We start from the raw sequence: 20,618 nt of genomic DNA on the forward strand, positions 1-20,618 counted from the left end.
AAGAGAGGCCTTTATACTTTATTCGATGATATCTTCGAAAAGTTTCTCGTTTACTACGGCTACACCACCTAATAACCCCACATCTTCTCCAAGTTTGTAAAGGGAGAGCTGAGTTTTTTCACGCGATTTTGCCATGCTATAGATATTCAAGGCTTGCTGGATAGGTGTAATCAGGTATTGATCTGCTTCGGCTACTGATCCACCGATGATGATTAGTTCAGGATTTAGAAGTTGGATCAACATTGAAATCCCTCTACCTAAGTCAAGACCGGCTTCTGATAGCAGTGTGATAGCGCGCTGATCTCCTGAGAGAGCTGCCTCTACAACTAAAGATGGCTCTATTTCTCCGTCATTTTCTTTGACTAACCTTGCTAAAATACTATCAGGATCCAGTTTGATGGCTTCCATGGCATTTTTAACAATGGCTGTACCAGAGGCCACAGCTTCTAAGCAACCCTTTTTTCCGCAGCTACAGGTAACCTCCCTTGACTCGAAAATGGGTGAATGACTAAACTCACCCGCAAATCCTGAGGCGCCGCGATAAAGCTTTCCATCTATAATGATACCCAGTCCGATTCCCCAGCCAATAAATATTCCCAATACATTTTTGTATTCGATACCTGTTCCAAACTTAAACTCAGCCAAGGTCATCGCCCTAGCATCATTTTCAAGAAATATTTTTTTCTGAAAGCGCTCTTGAAGATTTTCCAGCAAAGTTTTTCTACCAAATCTTAAGTAAGTATAGTTAACTCCACCAAGGGAATCGATCAGCCCTGGCATTGAAATCCCCATAGCGATGACCTTTTCATTTGGAATACCACTTTTGGTAATGAAGTCTTCTATTTTATCACAAATATCATCAAAGGTCTCCTTGTTATTATTCAGGTTAACCCGATGACTTTTTTTGTCATTTACGAGCTTATGATTACAGGAATAAAGCCCAAGATTTAAGTTGTATTTGGAAAGGTCAACCGATAAGACATAAAATGCATCTGGCGCCAATCGATATAGATCAGGCTTTCTGCCACCCTGAGATTCGGCCCGGCCTTGTTTGATGACTTCTCCCGAACTCATCAGATCAGTAAGTAAAGAGTTAACCGTAGGAAGTGAGATGCCTACTTGGTTGCAGATCTCACCAGCCGTGTTTGCTTCATTCAAAAATAGGTTTTTGATGATCTTGATTTTATTGACATAGCTTTTGATTTCTACTACGCCATCGAGCCGGGAGATGGCTTCTTGGGGATTAATTAGGTGCATAGGTTGGACTTTGCTTCAATTAAGCTATTTTTTGATACTCAAAAAAATACTTAATTAAAAAAATACACAAATTGGGTTGCTGTTATTAAATACTTTTTGAATTATTGACATAAGTTGCATTGAGTTTGTGAAAAGATTAGTGAAAATCTGTTACAATCAGTCATTGAATTTCGCATAACCCATTGAATTACAGATATGAAGAATTTAAACCTTGATTTTGCCTTAGATAAAGCTGAAGTTTTCGACAAAATTCGAAAGTCCATACAAGAAATGGAGCTGAGAATTACAGCTGAAGATCAAGATCGGCCATGGGGTGGTTTTTTTGTTTTGGATGAGAGCCAGATTTTGCTATTTAAAAAGTATTTTTTTGAAGAAGTGGAATTAGATGAAAAGCAATTGAAACTTAAGCTAAGTCCAAAAATACTGGTAGTTGGCCCAGCTCAGCGACTTTCATGGCAGTATCACCATCGTCGTGCGGAGCTATGGAAATTAGTTTACGGAAAAGCAGAAATAGCCAGAAGTGCCAGTGACAAACAGGAGGGTCCTGTGGCTATGGAAATGAATCAGGTCATTTCTTTAGAAAAAGGGGAGAGGCATCGATTAGTTGGTGCTAATGAATGGGGTGTAGTGGCTGAAATCTGGATGCATACCGATCCCGAAAATCCTTCAAATGAAGAAGATATTGTACGGGTTTCTGATGATTATGCTAGAAAATAGAAAACCCGAATCTCGCGATTCGGGTTTTTTAAAAATTAATTTTTGGTCGTCCGTAGCTCAATCACCCTTAAAATAAAATGTACTTCATAAAAAATGTTCTATCGGACTAGCTCAAACAATATGACCTTAATGTAGTCAAAAAAGTTTGAAATCCAAATTATAGTATGTGAAATTAAGGATTTGACCAAATTAGTCCTTAAGCTGGTCGATTTTTTTCGCTATTTCTTCCGCCTCTGCCATCAATTTATCAGACTGGGTACGGTTGCTGTGAGATACCTTATGCGCTTCAGATAGTTTTTTTTGGTAGGCGTCTTGAAGCTTTTGTTTCTCTGATTTCTTTTTGAATAGTCCAAACATGGTAAGTCTTTTCTTTTCTCAACTATCCAGGTAGGAAGAAGGTTTGAAATTAAAATATGGTTGGGATGGTAACAGCTGATTCTTGCTCTTCTTTGATCTCATCATTTTCGTAATTGATGATATCTGAAAGTCTTCCTGAAGAATTAAAGTATCTCCACGGACCTTCCTTCTTACCATCGACCATTACTCCTTCGGATGCTTTCCTGCCATTTTCATGGTAAAAAGTCCAATTTCCTGAAGCTTTGCCATCTCTCAGTACACCTTCTGACTCTTTTTGGCCGGAAACGTAATACGTAATGCGAGTGCCATTCCCATCTTTTAGGGTTCCTTTGTCTAGGGTTTTATTTCCATCGTAGGTATAATAATCCCCAACGTTCATCAATCGACCATTGGACCAGGTTTCTTCTTGGGTCAATTGCTTGTTGTCATAAAAAAGACCCCAAAGGCCGTCTTCGAAGCCCAGTTCATACGAACCTACAGATTTCAATTGTCCGCCATCGTAGTAGTAAAACCACTGGCCTTGCTCGAGACCTAGCGTGTATTCCCCTTCAGCGATTAGAATTCCTATTTTATTGAAATACTTCCAAAGCCCTGTTTTTAGATCGTTTCTATACTCACCTATGGAGTAAATCTCCCCATCAGGGAAAAAGCTTTTCCAAATGCCAGTTTTCATACCGTTGGCATATTGACCCGTAACAGATACTTTACCCGATTCATGGTATTCCTTGTATTCTCCTACTGGTACTCCTAATTCATAGGTTTTGCGTTTTGCTAGTTGTTTGTTAGGATAGTATTCCTCCCAATCGCCCACTGCGATACCCAAGTCGTACCGCTCTATTCGCGCAAGGCGTTTGTTGTCATAATAGTATTTCCAAGTACCAACCCGTTTTCCTTCGTCATTGTAATATTCCTCCGCTTCAAGGTTTTTTGTCCCGGGAAAATAGGCTTTCCATTCACCTACTTTTTGTCCTGCCTTGAATTCCCCTTGCTGTACTATCATACTTCTATCAAAGTATTCCGTGAAAGTGCCCTCCATAAGGCCTTCCTTGTATGTTCCTTCGATTACTAATACTCCGTCGTAATCATATTCCAAGTATGGGCCATTTCTTTCTCCCTTTAGATAAAATTCTCGGATGGCCACTTCTCCATTGTCATGAAAAGTAATCCATTGACCAGTCTTTTTGCCATTGTCATAGGATCCCTGAATGAAAACTTGACCTGGATCTATGTACTCGGGTTTACCTGTCCTGCCATAGTATTCTACCCACTCACCGACTAGAATACTATCACGGAGAATCATCTCACGCTTCAGGGCGCCAGCAGCGTCAAAAACTTTTACTGGCCCATTAATAACCCCGTTTTTATAATTGGTGATAAGGTTGACTTTTCCATTTGGATTGTAGCCAGTCCAGGTTGATTCGCGTAGGCCATCTTTAAATTGACCCTCAATCAATAAGGTATTTGTTTTAGGATTGTAATACTTCCAAAGACCTTCTCGTAAGGACCCTTTTATCAGACCCGTTGCCATAAGGCTGGAATCAGCATTATACTGCTTTACCATCCGAGGTTCTTGAGCAAAAACGTTTAGGCAGATCGTAAAAAAAAGGATTGACAGTAGATATTTCATATATGCAGCAATCAGCAAAAACGTTGATCTTTGCCTTAATTATGGGTTAAGGGTGAAAAAACTTGAATACCGCTAATTGTACGGAAAATATTAAACGCAGTTTAAAAATAACCGAATTCTCCCATTATACCACACTTCGATTCAGGATATCCAATATTTTTATGGTGCTGTTTGCTATGCGCGTTCGCATTTCCTCTTTCGAATGATTGGCCTCTATCGCTTTAAACCAAGTTTGAAGTCCAACCGGAGTTATTTCGAATGATTTAGGATTAGTGTAAAGTTTCTCTAGAATCATACCGGGATAGTCAAAAGGATCATCTGCTGTAGAGTATTTTAGTTTTTGATTCAAATAATCAAGGGGCAAATTAGCAATACGACCTGCGCCCAAATATACAATGAGGTAAAAACCATGACCAAACCAGTTTAGGACACGGATATTTAGTCCATTTTTAGGATCAAAATCTCGAATTAAATCCAAAACATGATAGGGGTATCCGACTAGATTGTTCCCTTGGCTCAGCTTTACTCCTTTAGAATTTGGGTGATGTCGAACCAATGGATGTGAGGCAAGTGTGTTCCCTAATTCAGAAAACATCGCCCACATCTGTGATTTCAGTCGATTTTGTCTTTTGATGAGCTCTTGGTTCATCCACAGGTCTAGGTCCAGGCGCTCATTTTCCATTACTTACCAGCGAAGTAGTGCTGATGCCCAGGCAAACCCAGAACCAAAGGCTGCCAAACAAAGCAGATCACCTTCCTTAATTTTCCCTTGTTCCCACGCTTCACTCATGGCAATAGGAATAGTTGCCGCTGTGGTATTTCCCTTGTTCATAATATTATTAAAAACCTTTTCGGCGGGGAGTTCAAGTTTTGCTTGCACATATTGGCTGATTCTCAAATTTGCTTGATGAGGGATCAATAAATCAATCTCAGATTTGTCGATTTGATTGTGTTCTAAGGCTTCATTTATCACCTCCATAAAGCGAACTACCGCATGTTTGAAGACTGCATTTCCATTCATTTTTAAAAAGAAATCTCCTCGATCAATCATTTCCTGAGATACTCGAATTTTCCCACTCGAACTTGGCGCGATGCAGTAGAGCTCTTCTGCATATTTTCCCTGTGAATGCAAATGGGTGGATAAAATCCCTGAATTTTCAGATTCCGTAGCACCCAATACCACAGCACCAGCTCCATCAGCAAAAATCACCGAACTTGATCTTCCTTCATCACTCTTGTCAAGGGCTGAGGATTGGATTTCTGCACCAACCACCAAGACCTTTTTGTACATCCCAGTCTTAATAAACTGATCAGCTACAGAAAGTGCATAAATGAAACCAGAACAAGCATTACGAATGTCTAAAGCGCCAATCTCCCTAAAAGGAAGCTCTCGCTGGAGCAAAACACCATTACCAGGCAAAAAGTAATCTGAAGTGATGGTGGCAAAAACGATGAAATCAATTTCTTCAGCACTGACTCCTGCTCGCTCCATCGCCATGATGGAGGCTTTCTTTGACATGCTGGTCACAGTTTCTTTTCCCGGAGTGTACCATCGTCTTTCTTCTATTCCCGTGCGCTCTACAATCCACTCGTGATTTGTATTCATCATTCCAGAGAGCTCGTCGTTAGTCACCACTCTTTCCGGAACGTTGTGTCCCACACCTAAAATCTTCGATCTATACATGCCTTTTGGGTTTATTTCTTGGGAAGTAAATATCGGAAGTAATAGCTGCTAAGCAAAAATGGATTCTAGATTTTGATGAAAGGGATTATCCGAAAAGCGTATAATTACCGTGCTGATCGGCGGGAGAAGCTTTTTTTAGTAGACTTGGATAATCATTCTGTACCGAGTTGACCGAGGGAGAAACGGTAAAACTTATCATTTTATCCTCTTCGTAGGGTTTTAATAGTGCCTTGAGCTCTTCGGGAGAAGAATAGTTGTCGAGCCATTTTTTTTCGTCCTCACGATTCAGGATAACCGGCATCCGATCGTGGACTTCGCTTACCAATGAATTAGGAGAAGTGGTTAAAACGAGGAAGGTATGCTGGACGTCTCCGTTTAATGTTTCATATTCTTCCCAAATCCCAGCAAAAGAAAAAAGTCCTTGATCAGCCAAAGCAAACCGATAGGGGATTTTCGTTTTCTTTCCGAGTCTTTTCCACTCATAAAATCCATCCGCTGGAATAATGCATCTTCTACTTTTGAATGAAGATTTGAATGAAATTTTTTGATCTACGGTTTCAGCCTTGGCGTTAATTAATTTTTGAGACACAGGCTTGTTTTTACCGAAATCAGGAGTGATGCCCCAATAAAAAAATGAAAAACCTTTTGGGCTTTGAGAGGTGATAACGGGAACGAGCTGAGTGGGAGCTATGTTATAGCGTGGATTGAATTCTGCCAACATTTCAGCCTGAAATCGCTCTTCCAGATCTTTTTTATCTTTTCCTAAGGAATACCTTCCACACATGTATGCTCGTGATTTATTTTTTCGGAAGTTAATCTTCTCTACTTACAAATTCAACTGCTCGCTGCTCTGAATAATAAGGTTTTCCTTCTTTTCCGGAAGAAAACCCCACATGACCTCCATACTTCGGAAATTCGAACCAAACTTGATTCAGATCTTTGGCAAGAGTAGCTGGAAAGCACTGCGGGCTGAGGAAGGGATCATTCTGGGCATTCAAAACTAAAGTGGGAATATCGATTCCATCCAAGAAAAATAATGCGCTATTCATTGCGTAGTATTCGGCTGCATCGGCAAATCCATGGAAAGGCCCGGTAAAGAAATCATCGAATTCTGAGAGTGTTTTTACATTATTCAAAACCTCCAAAGGGATTTCTCCTGGATGATTTTTTGATTTGTCAATCACTTTTTTCTTTAGACTTTTCAAAAATCTTCTGGAATAGAGAAAATTTTCTTTTCTCGAAATTTTCTCACAGGAGCTCGCCAAGTGTAGTGGCACAGAGACGGCTACAGCCGATTTGATTTTGGAGCTTCTTTCCCTATCCTCACCGAGATATTTCAAGGTGAGATTTCCCCCTAAACTAAAGCCGACTAGAGAGACTTTATCGTAGGCCTTTTGAGCATGCTCGATGACACGATCTAGATCATATGTGGCACCAGAATGGTAAAAGATCACTTTTTTATTTAATTCAGGTCCACACCCACGATAATTCCAAGTGAGCACATCAAAGCCGGCAGAGAAAAATGCCTTGGCCATACCCAACATATAGGGGCGATCACTGCTTCCTTCTAGGCCGTGACTGATGATGACTAGATGTGGATTATTATTTCTATACCAATCCAAATCCAGAAAATCTGAATCAAGTGTTTCAATTCGTTCATGAATGGGTGGATCTAGCTTCACTTTCCTAAAAAGGGCTGGATAAATCGTCTCTAAATGGCCATTGAAAAGCCATTTGGGTTTTTGGTAGTCGCTTTTAGTAATAATGGGCATGTGTGTAGAATGTGAGACTCACAAAAAGCTCGAGTCGGAAATTAAGTTTATTATTTGAATAAAGACTTTATTCAAACTATTTTTGGTCACTTCAAAAACTGAACCTGAGAGGAAATAAATATGGCCGAAATAATTAGAATGCCAAAAATGAGCGACACCATGGAAGAAGGAGTGATCGCTGCATGGTTGAAAAAAGTAGGAGATACAGTAAAGCCAGGAGATATTTTGGCTGAGGTGGAGACTGACAAAGCCACCATGGAACTGGAGTCCTACGAGGAGGGAGTACTTTTACATATAGGTGTCAAGGAGAAAGACTCTGTTCCTGTGGACGGAATCATTGCGGTGATTGGTGAGAAAGGAGAATCTTTTGAAGAATTAATTCAAGAGTCTTCCAATGGAGAAGCAAAAGAGCCTGCGGCTGAAAAAGGTGAGGAAAAAGTGGAATCTGAAGCTGCGACTCCCAGTCCTGCCGCTGAAAAAATAGATACATCGTCTATCGCAGCTACGGTGATTACCATGCCCAAAATGTCAGATACGATGCAGGAAGGGACTATTTCTGCATGGCTGAAGAAAGTGGGCGATGAGATCAAATCTGGAGAGGTTATCGCGGAAGTAGAGACTGACAAAGCTACAATGGAGCTAGAGTCTTACGAAGATGGAACTTTGCTTCATATTGGCGTAGAAGCTGGAAATAGTGTGCCAGTTGATGGCGTAATTGCTGTTATCGGTGAAAAAGGAGCTGATTTTGAGACTTTGCTTAAAGCTCAGAAAGCTGAAGGCAAGTCAGAAGAAAAACCTACTGAAGCACCAAAGAAAGAAGAACCAAAACCAGCTGCAGCTCCGCAGACAAATTCTGCACCAGCAGCGGCTCCGGCAGCGGTAACTTCTGATGGTGATCGAGTAAAAGCTTCACCTTTGGCCAAGAAAATGGCTGAAGAGAAAGGAATAGATATTCAGCAAGTTGCTGGCTCAGGAGAAGGTGGACGCATCGTAAAGCGAGATATTGAAAACTTTGTCCCATCTGCCGCCCCAGTAACTGCGTCAGCGTCTACTGCGCCTGCATTGGGTCAGGAGAGCTACCGAGAAGAGAATGTCTCTCAAATGAGAAAAGTAATTGCTAAGCGATTAGCTGAAAGCAAATTTGGAGCTCCTCATTTCTACCTTACCATGGAAATCAACATGGATAAGGCTATAGAGGCAAGAAAGAGCATGAATGAAATTTCACCAGTGAAGATTTCCTTCAATGATATGGTGATCAAAGCATCAGCTGCCGCTCTTCGTCAGCATCCAAAAGTCAACTCTAGCTGGCTCGGGGATAAGATTCGTTATAACGACCATATCCATATCGGAATGGCTGTGGCTGTTGAAGAAGGTTTATTGGTGCCTGTGATTCGATTTGCAGACAGCAAGTCTCTATCACAAATTTCAAATGAAGCCAAGTCACTGGGTGGAAAAGCGAAAAATAAAGAATTGCAGCCGAAGGATTGGGAAGGGAATACTTTCACCATCTCTAACCTAGGAATGTTTGGAATCGACGAATTTACAGCGATCATCAATCCACCGGATGCTTGTATTTTGGCTGTAGGCGGGATCAAAGAAACTGTCATCGTTTCTAACGGAGAAATGAAAATTGGAAATATCATGAAGGTGACTCTTTCCTGCGATCATAGAGTAGTAGACGGTGCGGTTGGTTCAGCATTCTTACTGACATTAAAGAGTCTTTTAGAAGACCCTGTGAGAATTTTGATCTAATTCAAGTTAATTAAACTGTCAAAAAGTCCTGATTTCAGGGCTTTTTGCTTTTAGTACAAAAATTGAGTCTAGAGAAATATGATGGAAAGAATAAAATCAACGACGGTTGTGGCCATTCGGCACAATGGTGAAGTAGTAATCGGAGCAGATGGACAAGCCACGCTAGGAAATACCGTAGCTAAAAGCAGTGTTAAAAAGTTGAGAGTGCTCCAAGGCGGTAAAATCGTAACAGGTTTTGCTGGATCCACGGCGGATGCTTTTACACTTTTGGAAAAATTTGAAGAAAAACTAGGGGCTTTTGGGAATAATATGAAGCGAGCTGCTGTGGAATTAGCCAAGGAATGGCGCATGGATCGGATGCTCAGCAAACTTGAAGCAATGATGATTGTGGCGGACCAAGACGATATTCTGATCATTTCGGGTACTGGTGATGTGATCGAACCGGATTTGGAAATAGCGAGTATTGGATCAGGCAGCATGTATGCACAATCTGCGGCTCGGGCCTTGAAAAAATTTGCTCCACATCTTACCGCAGAAGAAATGGTACGTGAAAGTCTACATATAGCTGCTGACGTCTGTATTTACACCAATCACAATCTTGTCATTGAGCAGGTGAAATAGCCCGTAAAATCATATAAAATTTATTAAAGGAGCTTTTGGCTCCTTTTTTTATGCTTTTGAAAACTTGTAGTCCTATTTGGGTGTTACCTATTTGAATTTCAATAGTAAGAATGGAAACTAAAGCAACAAGAAAAACAACCAAAAAAGATTATCGGAAACTTATCCTTGAAGGATTTAAGCATGAGGTTTTGGAACATGGAACCGTGCCGAAGTCGATTTTCAAGTTTTCTAAAAATCTTAAAATGAAAGAAGAAGAGTTTTATACTTACTTCACTTCATTTGAAGCTATCAAATCTGCGATTTGGCTAGAAATTTTTGAAGAGACGATCCAGCAGGTGGAAGGTCAAGAGGTATTCAAGGAGTACAGTGCACGAGAGAAATTCTTGAGTTTTTTGTTTACATGGATTGAGGAGCTGAAAAAAAATAGATCCTATCTCTTGAGTCTTTATGCTGACAAAAAATCGAATGTCACTCAACTCCCAGCAGAGGTGAAAGCATTTAAAGAACGTTTCAAGGATTTCGCTAACGAAATCATTCTAGAGGGAAAAGAAACTCAAGAAATTGCAGATCGGCCGATTTTGAGTGATAGATATGATGAGGCTCTTTGGATACAAGTTTGGTTTGTCTTTCGCTATTGGATGGATGACCAATCTCCTCGTTTTGAGAAGACGGACGCTGCCATCGAAAAATCTGTGAATTTAGGATTCGACCTGATGGGCAAGAGCGCACTGGATTCTTTCCTCGACTTTGCAAAATTCATTTACCAATCTAAATAATCCGAAATGGCTACGAAAGTAAATGAACAGGAGGCCATACCGGTTTCAAAAGTTCAAAGGGCAACCAAATTCTTTACCACAGGCGCCAAAGTAGGTGGCAACTACGTGAAGCATTATGCCAAAAAAATGGTGAACCCCAGTCTTGAAAAAGACCAGCTTCATCAAGATAATGCTACGGATATTTATAACTCATTAAGTCAGTTGAAGGGCTCCGCGCTTAAAGTGGCTCAGATGATGTCCATGGATAAAAATCTCCTTCCAAGAGCATATCAGGATAAGTTTACTATGGCTCAGTATTCAGCCCCACCGCTTAGTTATCCCTTGGTGGTTCGAACTTTTCGCCAATACTTTGACAGGACTCCGGAGGAAATGTATAATACTTTTACTCGATCTGCAGTGAATGCTGCCTCCATTGGTCAGGTTCATCAGGCGACTATTGGGGAGAAAGTATATGCGGTCAAAATTCAGTATCCAGGTGTTGCTGACTCGGTGAGCTCGGATTTGAAATTGGTTCGTCCATTTGCGCTTCGTCTTTTAAATATGAATGAGCGAGAATTAGATCATTATATGGCAGAGGTGGAGGAGAAGCTACTCGAAGAGACGGATTATGTTTTGGAGGTGCAGCGCTCTCGTGAGATCTCGGAAGCTTGTTCCCACATTAAGAACTTATTCTTTCCAAAATACTATGACGAGCTTTCTTCAGAGCGTATCATCACCATGGATTGGATTCAGGGAGATCATTTGAAAGAATGGCTCGAGACAAATCCAAGTCAGGAATTGAAAAACCAAATCGGACAAGCACTTTGGGATTTTTATCACCATCAAGTGCATAATATCATGCAAGTGCATGCTGATCCGCATCCGGGTAATTTCATAGTAAAGGATGATGGGGTACTTGGAATTATTGATTTTGGCTGTGTGAAGGTGATTCCTGAAGATTTTTATCGAGGGTATTTTGCCTTGATCAAAAAGGATTTACTGATTAAAGAAGATGAGCTGAATAAAATCTTTTATGACCTAGAGTTCATTTCAGATAAGGATTCAGCAGTAGAAAAGGAATATTTTAAGTCTGTGTTTAAAGAAATGATTTCTCTTTTGGGCAAGCCATTTCATGTTGATGAATTTGATTTTGCAGATGACGCATTCTTTGAGCAAATCTTTGCTTTGGGAGATCGAATTTCAAACGATAAGATGTTCAAAAATTCTAGACAGGCTCGAGGATCCAGACATGGGCTGTATATCAACCGAACCTATTTTGGACTTTACAATCTACTCAACCAGCTTCAGGCGAAGGTGGTTACTACTAAACCAGATTGGTTGAAATAAAAAAAGGAGGCATTTGCCTCCTTTTTTTATTTAGAATAAGTCACTCGGTAGATGGCTCCGACCATATCATCTGAGATGAGGAGACTTCCATCTGGGAGTTCCTGAACATCCACCGGTCTACCCCAAACCTCCTGACTTGCATTATCTAACCAGCCAGAGATAAAAACCTCTTCAGAGGAAATAGTGTTATTTCCATTTTTCTGGGCAATAGTTAAGTTATATCCAGATTTTTTACTTCGATTCCAAGACCCATGCTTTGCGATGAAAATTTGATTTTTGTACTTCGCAGGGAACATGTCGCCTTCGTAAAATCGCATACCCAATGGAGCAACATGCGCTCCTAGTTTTGCTGCAGGCTTTATGTAGTTGTTTTGATCTTTATTTCCCCCAAAATCAGGATCTTTAACCGTCCCGGCGTGCCAGTAAGGATACCCAAAATGTTGATCTGCTGCGGTCGCCACGTTCAGCTCACAATCTGGTATATCGTCGCCCATCATGTCGCGACCATTATCTGTGAACCACAGATTTCCCGTGGTTGGATCCCAATCAAAGCCTACTGAGTTACGGACTCCATGCGCGAACACTTCTGGTTTAGGATTAGGTTGATCTACATCTAATCTCGTGATGCTCGCAAAAATCTCATCTTCTGATTCACAGATATTGCAGGGTGCTCCCACGGGAACATACAATTTACCGTCAGGACCAAAAGAAATGAACTTCCAACCGTGATGGCCTTCAGTGGGATACCCATCAAAAACCACTTCATAAGTCGGATTCGAGAGATTTTTCTCAATGTTTCGAAACTTCAAAATTCGGCTTACTTCTGCTACATAGAGGTCTCCATTTTTTATGGCTACCCCATTTGGCATTCTGAGCCCACTTGCCAGCGTGTAGCGCTTGTCTGCCTTTCCGTCTTTGTTAGTGTCCATAAGTGCATAGACTTTATCTTCTTGTCTATTTCCGACGAAGACAGTACCATTTTCTGAAATGGTCATCGAGCGAGCATTGGGTACATCTTCTGCCCAAACTTCAATTTTGAAGCCATCCGGTAAGCGAAGTTTTTCCAATTCTGCATCCGCTTTTGCTGATGAGATGTCTACAGAATTTTGACCTGGGATGACGGGCTGAACAGCCATATCTTTTGACTCGCCATTTTGACAGGAGTAATACAGTAATGTGCTGGAGATCAAAGCCCCTAGAATATAATTAGATCGTTTCATTTCAAGTTGAATTAGATATTGAAGTTAATCATTTCATATTATTTGGGAAGAACAACTTTATCAACGGGTTAATCTTTATTTTTACGTCATGCTTTCGATTAGTAACCTATCCTATTTTATCGGCGGGCGCCCGCTTTACGAAAATGCCAATCTTCACATCAAACCTAAAGATAAAATAGGTTTGGTGGGTCAAAATGGAACTGGCAAGTCCACTCTTTTAAAGATTATTCATGGAGATTATCAGCCAAGTGCGGGTGAGGTGCAAAAGGCGAAAGATTGTACTATTGGGTTTCTAAATCAGGATTTGCTCTCGTATCAATCAGATGATAGTATTCTAAATGTGGCATTGGAGGCTTTCAAAGAGACTCTTGGTCTCCAGGAGGAGATCGATGCCGTCTTGAAGCAAATGGAGACTGATTATTCGGAAGAGATCATGAATAAGCTTGCTTCACTTCAGGATCAGTTTGAAGCCAACGAAGGATATACGATCAAGGCCAAAGCAGCAGAGGTTTTGGCGGGGATTGGGTTTTCCTCGGCGGATTTAGACCGTCCGCTTCGGACCTTTTCCGGTGGTTGGAGAATGCGCGTGATGCTTGCAAAACTTCTATTGGAGAAGCCTGCACTTTTGCTTCTGGATGAACCTACTAATCACCTGGACTTACCTTCAATCGAATGGGTGGAAAACTACCTCAAAACGTATGAAGGTGCTGTTGTGGTGGTTTCTCACGATCAAACATTCCTAGATCATTGCATCAGTAGTACTGTTGAGGTGGCCAATAATTCCCTTACTCTTTATTCTGGGAATTACTCTTTCTACAAAGAGGAAAAGAAGGAGCGGATGGAAATCCAGCAAAACGCCTATGAAAATCAGCAACAGATGATCAAGCAGACGGAGCGCTTTATTGAGCGCTTCCGTGCCAAGGCCACCAAGTCAAATCAAGTGCAGTCGAGAATCAAAGCCTTAGACCGAATGGACAAGGTTCATGAGGTGGTGGATGATCAAGTTTCTGTGAATTTTAAATTCAAATTTTCTCAAAAATCCGGTCGTGATGTGGTGGTTTTGGATGAGGTGTCCAAAGCCTATGGAGATAATGTCATTCTTGATCGAACCACTGCCCGAATAGAGCGTGGAGATAAAATTGCTCTGATTGGAGCCAATGGAAAGGGTAAATCAACGGTCTTGAGAATAATCGATGGATCTGAAAAGTTTGAAGGAGAGAGAACTCAAGGGCATAATGTGATTAAAGCGTTTTTTGCCCAACATCAGCTTGAAGCCTTGACTTTGGATAATGAGATTATTCAAGAAATGGTCCAAGCCGGAAGTAAAAAGACTGAAATGGAGTTACGGAATGTGTTGGGCTGCTTTTTGTTCACCAATGAGGACGTCTTTAAAAAGATCAAAGTGCTATCAGGCGGCGAGAAATCACGGGTTGCCCTAGCTAAAACGCTTATTTCTGAAGCGAATTTTCTTCTTCTTGATGAGCCAACCAATCACCTGGACTTCCAGTCTGTAAATATTTTGATTCAGGCTTTAAATCAATATGAAGGTACTTTTATTACTGTTTCTCACGACAGACATTTCATAAAGGGCGTTGCAAATAAAATCTGGTATATCGAGGATCATGAGATCAAAGAATATCCAGGGACTTACGAGGAATATGAGTTTTGGAGTGCCCAGCAGAAGGAAAAATCAATTGCCACAAGCACGCCTAAAAATGCAGAAAAGAAGTCAAAGCCAAAGGCCCAAGTACAAGATCAAAGTGAGTTGAAGCAGATTAAAAATGACTTGAGAAAGCTAGAAGAGGAGCTGAGTACTCTTGAATCTGAGATAGAAAAGATGGAAGAAATGAAAGTTGGTTTCGAGTCTCAACTTGCCGATTCCAACTTATATCAAGACGAATCCAAAGCCAAAGAGGTCACTGATTCTCATGAATTGATCACGAGCAAAATTAAGCTAGCAAATCAAAGTTGGGAAAATCTCGTGGACAAAATTTCAGAACTTCAGGAAAGTGTTTCCTTGTCGAATTGATTATCTTTTGAAATGCGATTCTTACTTTTCTTTTTATTCATTAGTCCTTTTTTGGCGTCAGCTCAAAATGAAAATAAGGTTTATCTAGATCATATTCAATCTGTTAGATTATTTCCTTTAGGTACTGAAGTGTATGGACAATTAGATTCTCCGGTTGTTCCATTAGGAGGAGGGAGACCTTTGGTTTTACTTTTTGATGATATCGCTTATGACCCGGAGCACTACTCTGCCAAGTTGATTCATTGTGATGCAAATTGGGAGAAATCTCAGCTGAGAGATAATGATTTCCTGACTGTTTTTAATGAGTTCAATATATTGGAATATGCCTATTCAATGAATACTCGATTTCCATATATTAACTACAGGTTTGAAGTTCCAAATGTCACAAAATCAGGAAATTATATTCTTAAAGTCTATCGTGGACGTGATGAGTCTGAAGTCGTGCTGACTAAAAGATTTATGGTTTACGAAAACCTCTTTACAGTGGGTGCAGCGGTAGTACCTCCAACGGAAACTGAAAAACGACTTCAATCTCAGCAAATCAATGCGATCGTAAACTATTCAAAAGGAGAGGTAATGGATCCTGCCAATCAAGTGAAATTGGTGATTCGACAAAACCAAAGATGGGATAATGCCAAGATCATGAAAAAGCCCACATTTTTGAATGAGAGCTCCAATATCATGCGATTTGAAAGCTTTGATGGAGAAAATACCTTCATGGCCGGGAATGAATTTCGATTTGTCGATCTGCGATTTATTCGTGCGACAGGGGTAAATATAGCAGATATCCAGGTTCAAAAAGACCGGATCGATGCGATGGCTACTATCGATGAGCCTCGAATTCGAGAGAGTTATTCTCAGTATTTAGACTTGAATGGGCAGTATATAGTTTTTACAAATGACAGACCTTCAGGAAATCCGGAAATTGAAAGTGAATATATTCTGACCACTTTCAATCTTTCCATTCCAAAGACTGATCAGCCGGTTTACTTACTCGGCTCCATGACAAATTGGGGTAAATCCGAGCAGAGCGAAATGGTCTGGAATGACGAATTCAAAGTTTATCAAAGTACTATGTTGCTCAAGCAAGGTTGGTATGATTACCAATACGCGTACAAGAATAGCGATGGCGAATTTGATACTTTGCCTTTCGAGGGGAGCCACTTCGAAACTGAAAATGAGTACGAAGTCCTTGTTTACTTTCGAAACCTTGGGTCGCGTTATGACCAGCTAGTCGGTTACGTTTATCTTCAGCCGAATCGTCGAAGACTATAAAAAAAACCTCCCAATTGGGAGGTTTTGATTAATCTTCTGATTTATCTTCCGTCGAATCCTTTGATTCGTCAGAGTCTGCCACATTTTGTCTTTGGCGTTCGGTAGGCTTGTAAGGCACAAAGCCTTCTCGTTTGAATTTATAGGTAGTGGTTCTTTCCCCAGATGGGTGATTTGCTAAATCAAGCATTCCAAATCCTTTATGGGTGAAAGCGCCAAGTCCACACTTAAACACAAAGTCTTGAACTTCAGGGGCTGCATACAAGGTGAATGGGAGCGTATAGCCACGTACTTCGTACTTCACGTCCATATCATAAACAGCGTAAATTCTTGCGAATTTTTTCTGCTGCTCCTTCAAGCGATTGACATAAACCATGTCTGGAACAACTTGAAACTTGAAGAAAGATTCCATTTGCTCTGGGGTATACCAGCCTGATTTTTCCATACGGGTCAGGGTAGATTCATAGAGCAAATCTGAAAATTCATCAGTGTCCGGATTGATAAATCTCTTTCCTGCTTCTTCGTTGAAAGCTGGAGTGATGAGTACCAATGGCGAGATACAAACAAATTTATTGGATGGCTCCAAAGTAGGCTCTATCTCTATTTCGGTATACTCTGGCACCAAAATCAAATTGCCAAGCTCGATCTTCGACATGGAAAATACTTGCTCTAGCATGTAGTCCATAAACTCTTCACTTTCAGCAGCAAGAACTAGGGTGACTAGGCTGGAGTAATAATGAAGACCACTTCTACTAATCTTGGTTTGCCCTTTCAGGCCGGAGAAGTTGAAGTAATGATAGTTAAAGAACTCTTCTCTACCACCTTTTACAATGAGCCCTTTTAAGAATTGGGCTAGGATATACTGATGGTGAAAAGGTAAAAAGGAACCTTTGTTTTTTAGGGAAAATATTAGTCTGACTCTCACAACGATTAAAAATATTGAGATGATTAAATATTGAAAACACGTTTAGGGTGATAAACGAACGGTAAAAGTACGTTTTTTTTAAATAAAATGTTAGACGTTGAACCTAAAATGCATTATATCACCGTCTTTCACGATATATTCTTTCCCTTCAATGGCTATTTTACCATTTTCTCTACAACCGGCCTCAGTTCTAAATTTTTCGTAATCTTCTAGTTTGATCACTTCTGCCTTGATAAATCCTCGCTCGAAATCTGAATGAATTACTCCTGCTGCTTGTGGAGCTTTCCATCCTTTTTTGATGGTCCAAGCGCGAACCTCTTGTGGTCCGGCTGTGAAATACGTGATTAGATCTAGTAAAGCATACGCTGCTGCTATCAATTTGTTCAGACCGCTCTCTTTCAATCCATACTCTTCCAAGAACATAGATTTTTCTTCAGGATCATCAAATTCAGCAATTTGAGATTCTATGGCACCGCAAAGCACTACGACTTCAGCATTCTCATCTTTCACAGCTTCTTTCAATTGATCTACAAAGTGATTACCGTTCTGTATGCTCTCCTCATCCACATTAGCAACATAGAGCACCGGTTTGATCGTGAGCAATTGCAAGTCTTTGATAAAGACAGCGTCTTCTTTGTCTAAATCTACAGCTCTTGCATTTTTGCCTTCTTTGAGAGCGGTTTGAAAAGACTGTAAAATGGTGAGTTCATGCTTGGCTTTCGCATCACCTGATTTGGCTATTTTCTCAATTCTTTGGATTCGTTTTTCTACGGATTCCAAGTCTTTTAGCTGGAGTTCGGTGTCGATGACTTCTTTATCAAAAAGTGGATCTACAGAACCTGCCACATGGACGATATTTTCATCTTCAAAGCATCGAATCACATGAATTACAGCATCAACTTCTCTGATATTCGCCAGAAATTTATTTCCTAGACCTTCTCCCTTGCTAGCTCCTTTGACCAGGCCTGCGATGTCCACAAATTCAATTACTGTTGGGAGTAATTTCTGAGGGTTCACTAGTTTTTGAAGTACTTCAAGACGCGAGTCAGGGACAGTTACCACTCCGACGTTTGGTTCGATTGTACAAAAAGGAAAGTTTGCTGCTTCAGCTTTTGCGCTGGAAAGCGCATTGAAAAGGGTGGATTTTCCCACGTTGGGAAGTCCTACGATGCCACATTGTAAGGCCATGGACTGATTTATTTTATTTTAAATATTCTGTAGGATCTATACCCTTGGTAGAATTCCATAATGGCAACCCTAAAAATGGTATAGACCGGAATGGCAAAAATCATCCCGACTACCCCGGCCAATTTTGCCCCGGCAAAGATAACAACAAATATTTCAAGAGGATGTGCTTTCACAGATTTTGAAAAAATCATGGGCTGTAAAAGAATATTATCAGTGACTTGTACTACTCCGAATACTGCCAGTATTTTAAAAATCAGGTAATTAAGCTGTGCGCCTGATTCGTAATCACCCGTAGAAATACCGACAATTATTCCAAATGTGGAGCCAAGCAAGGGTCCGGCATAAGGAATTAAATTGGCAACTGCGGCAAACAAGGCAATGGTCAAAGCATAGTCTACGCCGACAATGGTCAATCCTAGACTCGCTAGTGAGAATATGGCCAAAACTTGGAGTAAAAGGCCAGTAAGGTAGTTTGAAAGAAGCTTTTCTATCTTGGTAATAGTAGCCACTGAAAGCTCAAAGTATGGGTTTGGGATTAGGTTGAGGAAGTTTCTCCTCAAAAGGCCATTTTCCAAGAGTAAGAAAAATGTAATAAAAGCCACAGCGAGGAAGCCAATCAGTACAGTGGTCGTAGTGTTGATGATCCCACTAATGAATTTGCCAACATTGATATTACTGATGGCCGCGATGAAAGTATCCTTAATTTCCTCAAAAAGTAATCCTGGTTTGTTTTCAAGTAATTCGTATTTGAATAGGAAGATTTCAACTTTTGAGATCGGTACTTTGATAGTTTCATAGATACCCTCAAGATCCAATTCACTGAGTATATTAATTTGATTGTTGATCAGGGGGAAAAAAAGAAAGGAAAGCAAAATCAAAACGGTGATGATAGCTGAATAGGATAAAATAATGGCAGTCCATCGAGGAATATGCTGGCCAAGAAGGTGAAAGTCGTTCAGCTTATTTGTCAAGGGCCTGAGAATGGCCGAGATAATTAAGGAAATAACAAAAAAGAAGGTGATATCAGAAAAATACCAACCAAAAAGCCCAAAGAGGACGATAAATAAGAAGGTGTAAATGAAGAATTTCTGCATGCTGAACTAAAAAGGAGGCCGAAGCCTCCTCTAATATACTAGTATTTCTAACCTTTTGTAAAACTAAAACAAAAGCTTACAAATCCGAATTATTCCCATCTAAGTTCCTTGTTGTATTCGCCTTCGTCTTCTTCGTTGGAGAACTGCTCAAAGTCATAATCTGGCAGTAATTCATTTTTAACATGGTCCACGGACTCATTAAGCGCGTCCACAAACTTTAGGAAATCTTCCTTGTACAAGAATATTTTGTGCTTCTCATAGCTAAAGTTGTCGCCGTTTTGCTTTCGCTTACTTTCGGTAATGGTTAAATAGTAATCGTTGGCTCTGGTTGATTTGATATCGAAAAAGTAAGTTCTTTTTCCTGCCTTCACTTTTTTAGAGAAAATTTCCTCTCTGTCATAACCTCTTTGATCTTCCACAGTGCTGTAATTTTGTTGGGTATAAATTAATGTTGCCGCCTAAGTTAAAACATTTAGGCAGGAGAATTCATCGATTTAGGCTAAATTTTTTACCTCTTAAGCTCAGATAAGGAGACAAAAAGCCAAAAACCGGAAATGAATCTCTGTTTTTGATAAAGAAGTGGGAAACTATTCCTGATGCAAATATGCCTTCTTGGCCAATAATTCCTCCTCAGACTCTGGGTGATCAGGATCATCTACGCAGCAATCTACAGGACAAACCGCGGCACATTGAGGTTCTTCATGGAAGCCATTACACTCTGTGCATTTTGAGGTAACGATGTAATAAAATTCATCTGAGACTGGCTCCTGCTTTTCGTTACCTTGTACCACTGTACCATCGTCAAGGGTAACCTCTTTTAAAGCAGTTCCTCCACCCCAAGTCCATTCTACTCCACCTTCATATATTGCCGTATTTGGGCATTCTGGCTCGCATGCACCGCAATTGATGCATTCGTCAGTAATCATAATAGCCATAATCTATTCAAAATTTTGAGTGACAAAAATACTAAGCTTAAAACTGACAGGCAATAAAAAAGTTGT

Annotated in this window: 20 protein-coding genes; 7 read left to right on the forward strand and 13 right to left on the reverse strand. The window is 40.4% G+C overall.

Annotated features, from left to right (window positions below):
- Positions 1 to 18 precede the first annotated feature (18 nt).
- A complete protein-coding gene (locus ACFOSV_RS10920) occupies positions 19 to 1,257 on the reverse strand; it encodes an ROK family protein (RefSeq protein ID WP_377906051.1) in 1,239 nt (412 codons plus the stop codon).
- A gap of 195 nt (positions 1,258 to 1,452) precedes the next feature.
- On the opposite strand from ACFOSV_RS10920, the gene ACFOSV_RS10925 reads away from it, so the two are divergent.
- A complete protein-coding gene (locus tag ACFOSV_RS10925; protein ID WP_377906052.1) occupies positions 1,453 to 1,974 on the forward strand; it encodes a phosphoheptose isomerase in 522 nt (173 codons plus the stop codon).
- Positions 1,975 to 2,163: 189 nt separating this feature from the next.
- Here ACFOSV_RS10925 and ACFOSV_RS10930 read toward each other — a convergent pair whose 3' ends face one another.
- From ACFOSV_RS10930 to ACFOSV_RS10955, 6 genes are all read right to left on the reverse strand, one after another.
- Positions 2,164 to 2,331: a Lacal_2735 family protein gene (locus ACFOSV_RS10930; RefSeq protein WP_377906053.1), complete on the reverse strand. Its 168-nt coding sequence runs from the start codon at positions 2,329 to 2,331 to the stop codon at positions 2,164 to 2,166.
- Positions 2,332 to 2,380: 49 nt separating this feature from the next.
- Positions 2,381 to 3,958: a toxin-antitoxin system YwqK family antitoxin gene (locus tag ACFOSV_RS10935; RefSeq protein ID WP_377906054.1), complete on the reverse strand. Its 1,578-nt coding sequence runs from the start codon at positions 3,956 to 3,958 to the stop codon at positions 2,381 to 2,383.
- Between the two features lie 124 nt (positions 3,959 to 4,082).
- The gene (locus ACFOSV_RS10940) at positions 4,083 to 4,640 is read right to left on the reverse strand and encodes a hypothetical protein (RefSeq protein WP_377906055.1); all 558 of its coding nucleotides are present in this window, start codon (positions 4,638 to 4,640) and stop codon (positions 4,083 to 4,085) included.
- Between the two features lie 3 nt (positions 4,641 to 4,643).
- Positions 4,644 to 5,642, reverse strand: a complete 999-nt coding sequence (locus tag ACFOSV_RS10945) for a 3-oxoacyl-ACP synthase III family protein (protein ID WP_377906056.1) — start codon at positions 5,640 to 5,642, stop codon at positions 4,644 to 4,646.
- Positions 5,643 to 5,727: 85 nt separating this feature from the next.
- Complete coding sequence (locus tag ACFOSV_RS10950; protein WP_377906057.1) at positions 5,728 to 6,426, reverse strand: SOS response-associated peptidase; 699 nt, start codon at positions 6,424 to 6,426, stop codon at positions 5,728 to 5,730.
- A gap of 28 nt (positions 6,427 to 6,454) precedes the next feature.
- The gene (locus ACFOSV_RS10955; RefSeq protein WP_377906058.1) at positions 6,455 to 7,414 is read right to left on the reverse strand and encodes a YheT family hydrolase; all 960 of its coding nucleotides are present in this window, start codon (positions 7,412 to 7,414) and stop codon (positions 6,455 to 6,457) included.
- A 120-nt stretch (positions 7,415 to 7,534) separates the two neighbouring features.
- Here ACFOSV_RS10955 and ACFOSV_RS10960 point away from each other — a divergent pair, with 120 nt between their 5' ends.
- From ACFOSV_RS10960 to ACFOSV_RS10975, 4 genes are all read left to right on the forward strand, one after another.
- Positions 7,535 to 9,166: a pyruvate dehydrogenase complex dihydrolipoamide acetyltransferase gene (locus tag ACFOSV_RS10960; protein WP_377906059.1), complete on the forward strand. Its 1,632-nt coding sequence runs from the start codon at positions 7,535 to 7,537 to the stop codon at positions 9,164 to 9,166.
- Positions 9,167 to 9,247: 81 nt separating this feature from the next.
- Positions 9,248 to 9,787: an ATP-dependent protease subunit HslV gene (gene hslV, locus ACFOSV_RS10965; protein WP_377907294.1), complete on the forward strand. Its 540-nt coding sequence runs from the start codon at positions 9,248 to 9,250 to the stop codon at positions 9,785 to 9,787.
- A gap of 110 nt (positions 9,788 to 9,897) precedes the next feature.
- Positions 9,898 to 10,563, forward strand: a complete 666-nt coding sequence (locus tag ACFOSV_RS10970) for a TetR family transcriptional regulator C-terminal domain-containing protein (protein ID WP_377906060.1) — start codon at positions 9,898 to 9,900, stop codon at positions 10,561 to 10,563.
- 6 nt (positions 10,564 to 10,569) lie between these two features.
- Entirely contained in the window at positions 10,570 to 11,889 is a 1,320-nt protein-coding gene (locus ACFOSV_RS10975) for an ABC1 kinase family protein (protein WP_377906061.1), read from the forward strand.
- Between the two features lie 26 nt (positions 11,890 to 11,915).
- On the opposite strand, the gene ACFOSV_RS10980 is transcribed toward ACFOSV_RS10975, so the two are convergent.
- On the reverse strand, positions 11,916 to 13,109 hold the full coding sequence (locus ACFOSV_RS10980) for a PQQ-dependent sugar dehydrogenase (RefSeq protein WP_377906062.1): 1,194 nt from the start codon (positions 13,107 to 13,109) through the stop codon (positions 11,916 to 11,918).
- Between the two features lie 88 nt (positions 13,110 to 13,197).
- Here ACFOSV_RS10980 and ACFOSV_RS10985 point away from each other — a divergent pair, with 88 nt between their 5' ends.
- Together ACFOSV_RS10985 and ACFOSV_RS10990 are read left to right on the forward strand one after the other, a co-directional pair.
- Positions 13,198 to 15,138, forward strand: a complete 1,941-nt coding sequence (locus ACFOSV_RS10985; protein ID WP_377906063.1) for an ABC-F family ATP-binding cassette domain-containing protein — start codon at positions 13,198 to 13,200, stop codon at positions 15,136 to 15,138.
- A 12-nt stretch (positions 15,139 to 15,150) separates the two neighbouring features.
- Positions 15,151 to 16,413, forward strand: a complete 1,263-nt coding sequence (locus ACFOSV_RS10990) for a type IX secretion system plug protein (protein WP_377906064.1) — start codon at positions 15,151 to 15,153, stop codon at positions 16,411 to 16,413.
- A gap of 28 nt (positions 16,414 to 16,441) precedes the next feature.
- Here ACFOSV_RS10990 and cas6 read toward each other — a convergent pair whose 3' ends face one another.
- From cas6 to ACFOSV_RS11015, 5 genes are all read right to left on the reverse strand, one after another.
- Positions 16,442 to 17,335, reverse strand: coding sequence for a CRISPR-associated endoribonuclease Cas6 (gene cas6, locus ACFOSV_RS10995; protein ID WP_377906065.1), 894 nt, complete (start codon positions 17,333 to 17,335; stop codon positions 16,442 to 16,444).
- Positions 17,336 to 17,425: 90 nt separating this feature from the next.
- Positions 17,426 to 18,523, reverse strand: a complete 1,098-nt coding sequence (ychF, locus tag ACFOSV_RS11000; protein ID WP_377906066.1) for a redox-regulated ATPase YchF — start codon at positions 18,521 to 18,523, stop codon at positions 17,426 to 17,428.
- A gap of 8 nt (positions 18,524 to 18,531) precedes the next feature.
- Positions 18,532 to 19,617: an AI-2E family transporter gene (locus ACFOSV_RS11005; RefSeq protein ID WP_377906067.1), complete on the reverse strand. Its 1,086-nt coding sequence runs from the start codon at positions 19,615 to 19,617 to the stop codon at positions 18,532 to 18,534.
- A gap of 89 nt (positions 19,618 to 19,706) precedes the next feature.
- A complete protein-coding gene (locus ACFOSV_RS11010; RefSeq protein WP_377906068.1) occupies positions 19,707 to 20,036 on the reverse strand; it encodes a DUF3276 family protein in 330 nt (109 codons plus the stop codon).
- A 168-nt stretch (positions 20,037 to 20,204) separates the two neighbouring features.
- Complete coding sequence (locus ACFOSV_RS11015; RefSeq protein WP_377906069.1) at positions 20,205 to 20,552, reverse strand: 4Fe-4S binding protein; 348 nt, start codon at positions 20,550 to 20,552, stop codon at positions 20,205 to 20,207.
- Between the last annotated feature and the right edge of the window lie 66 nt (positions 20,553 to 20,618).

This window comes from Algoriphagus namhaensis, assembly GCF_042649705.1.
In the GTDB taxonomy this organism is placed as follows: Bacteria; Bacteroidota; Bacteroidia; order Cytophagales; family Cyclobacteriaceae; genus Algoriphagus; species Algoriphagus namhaensis.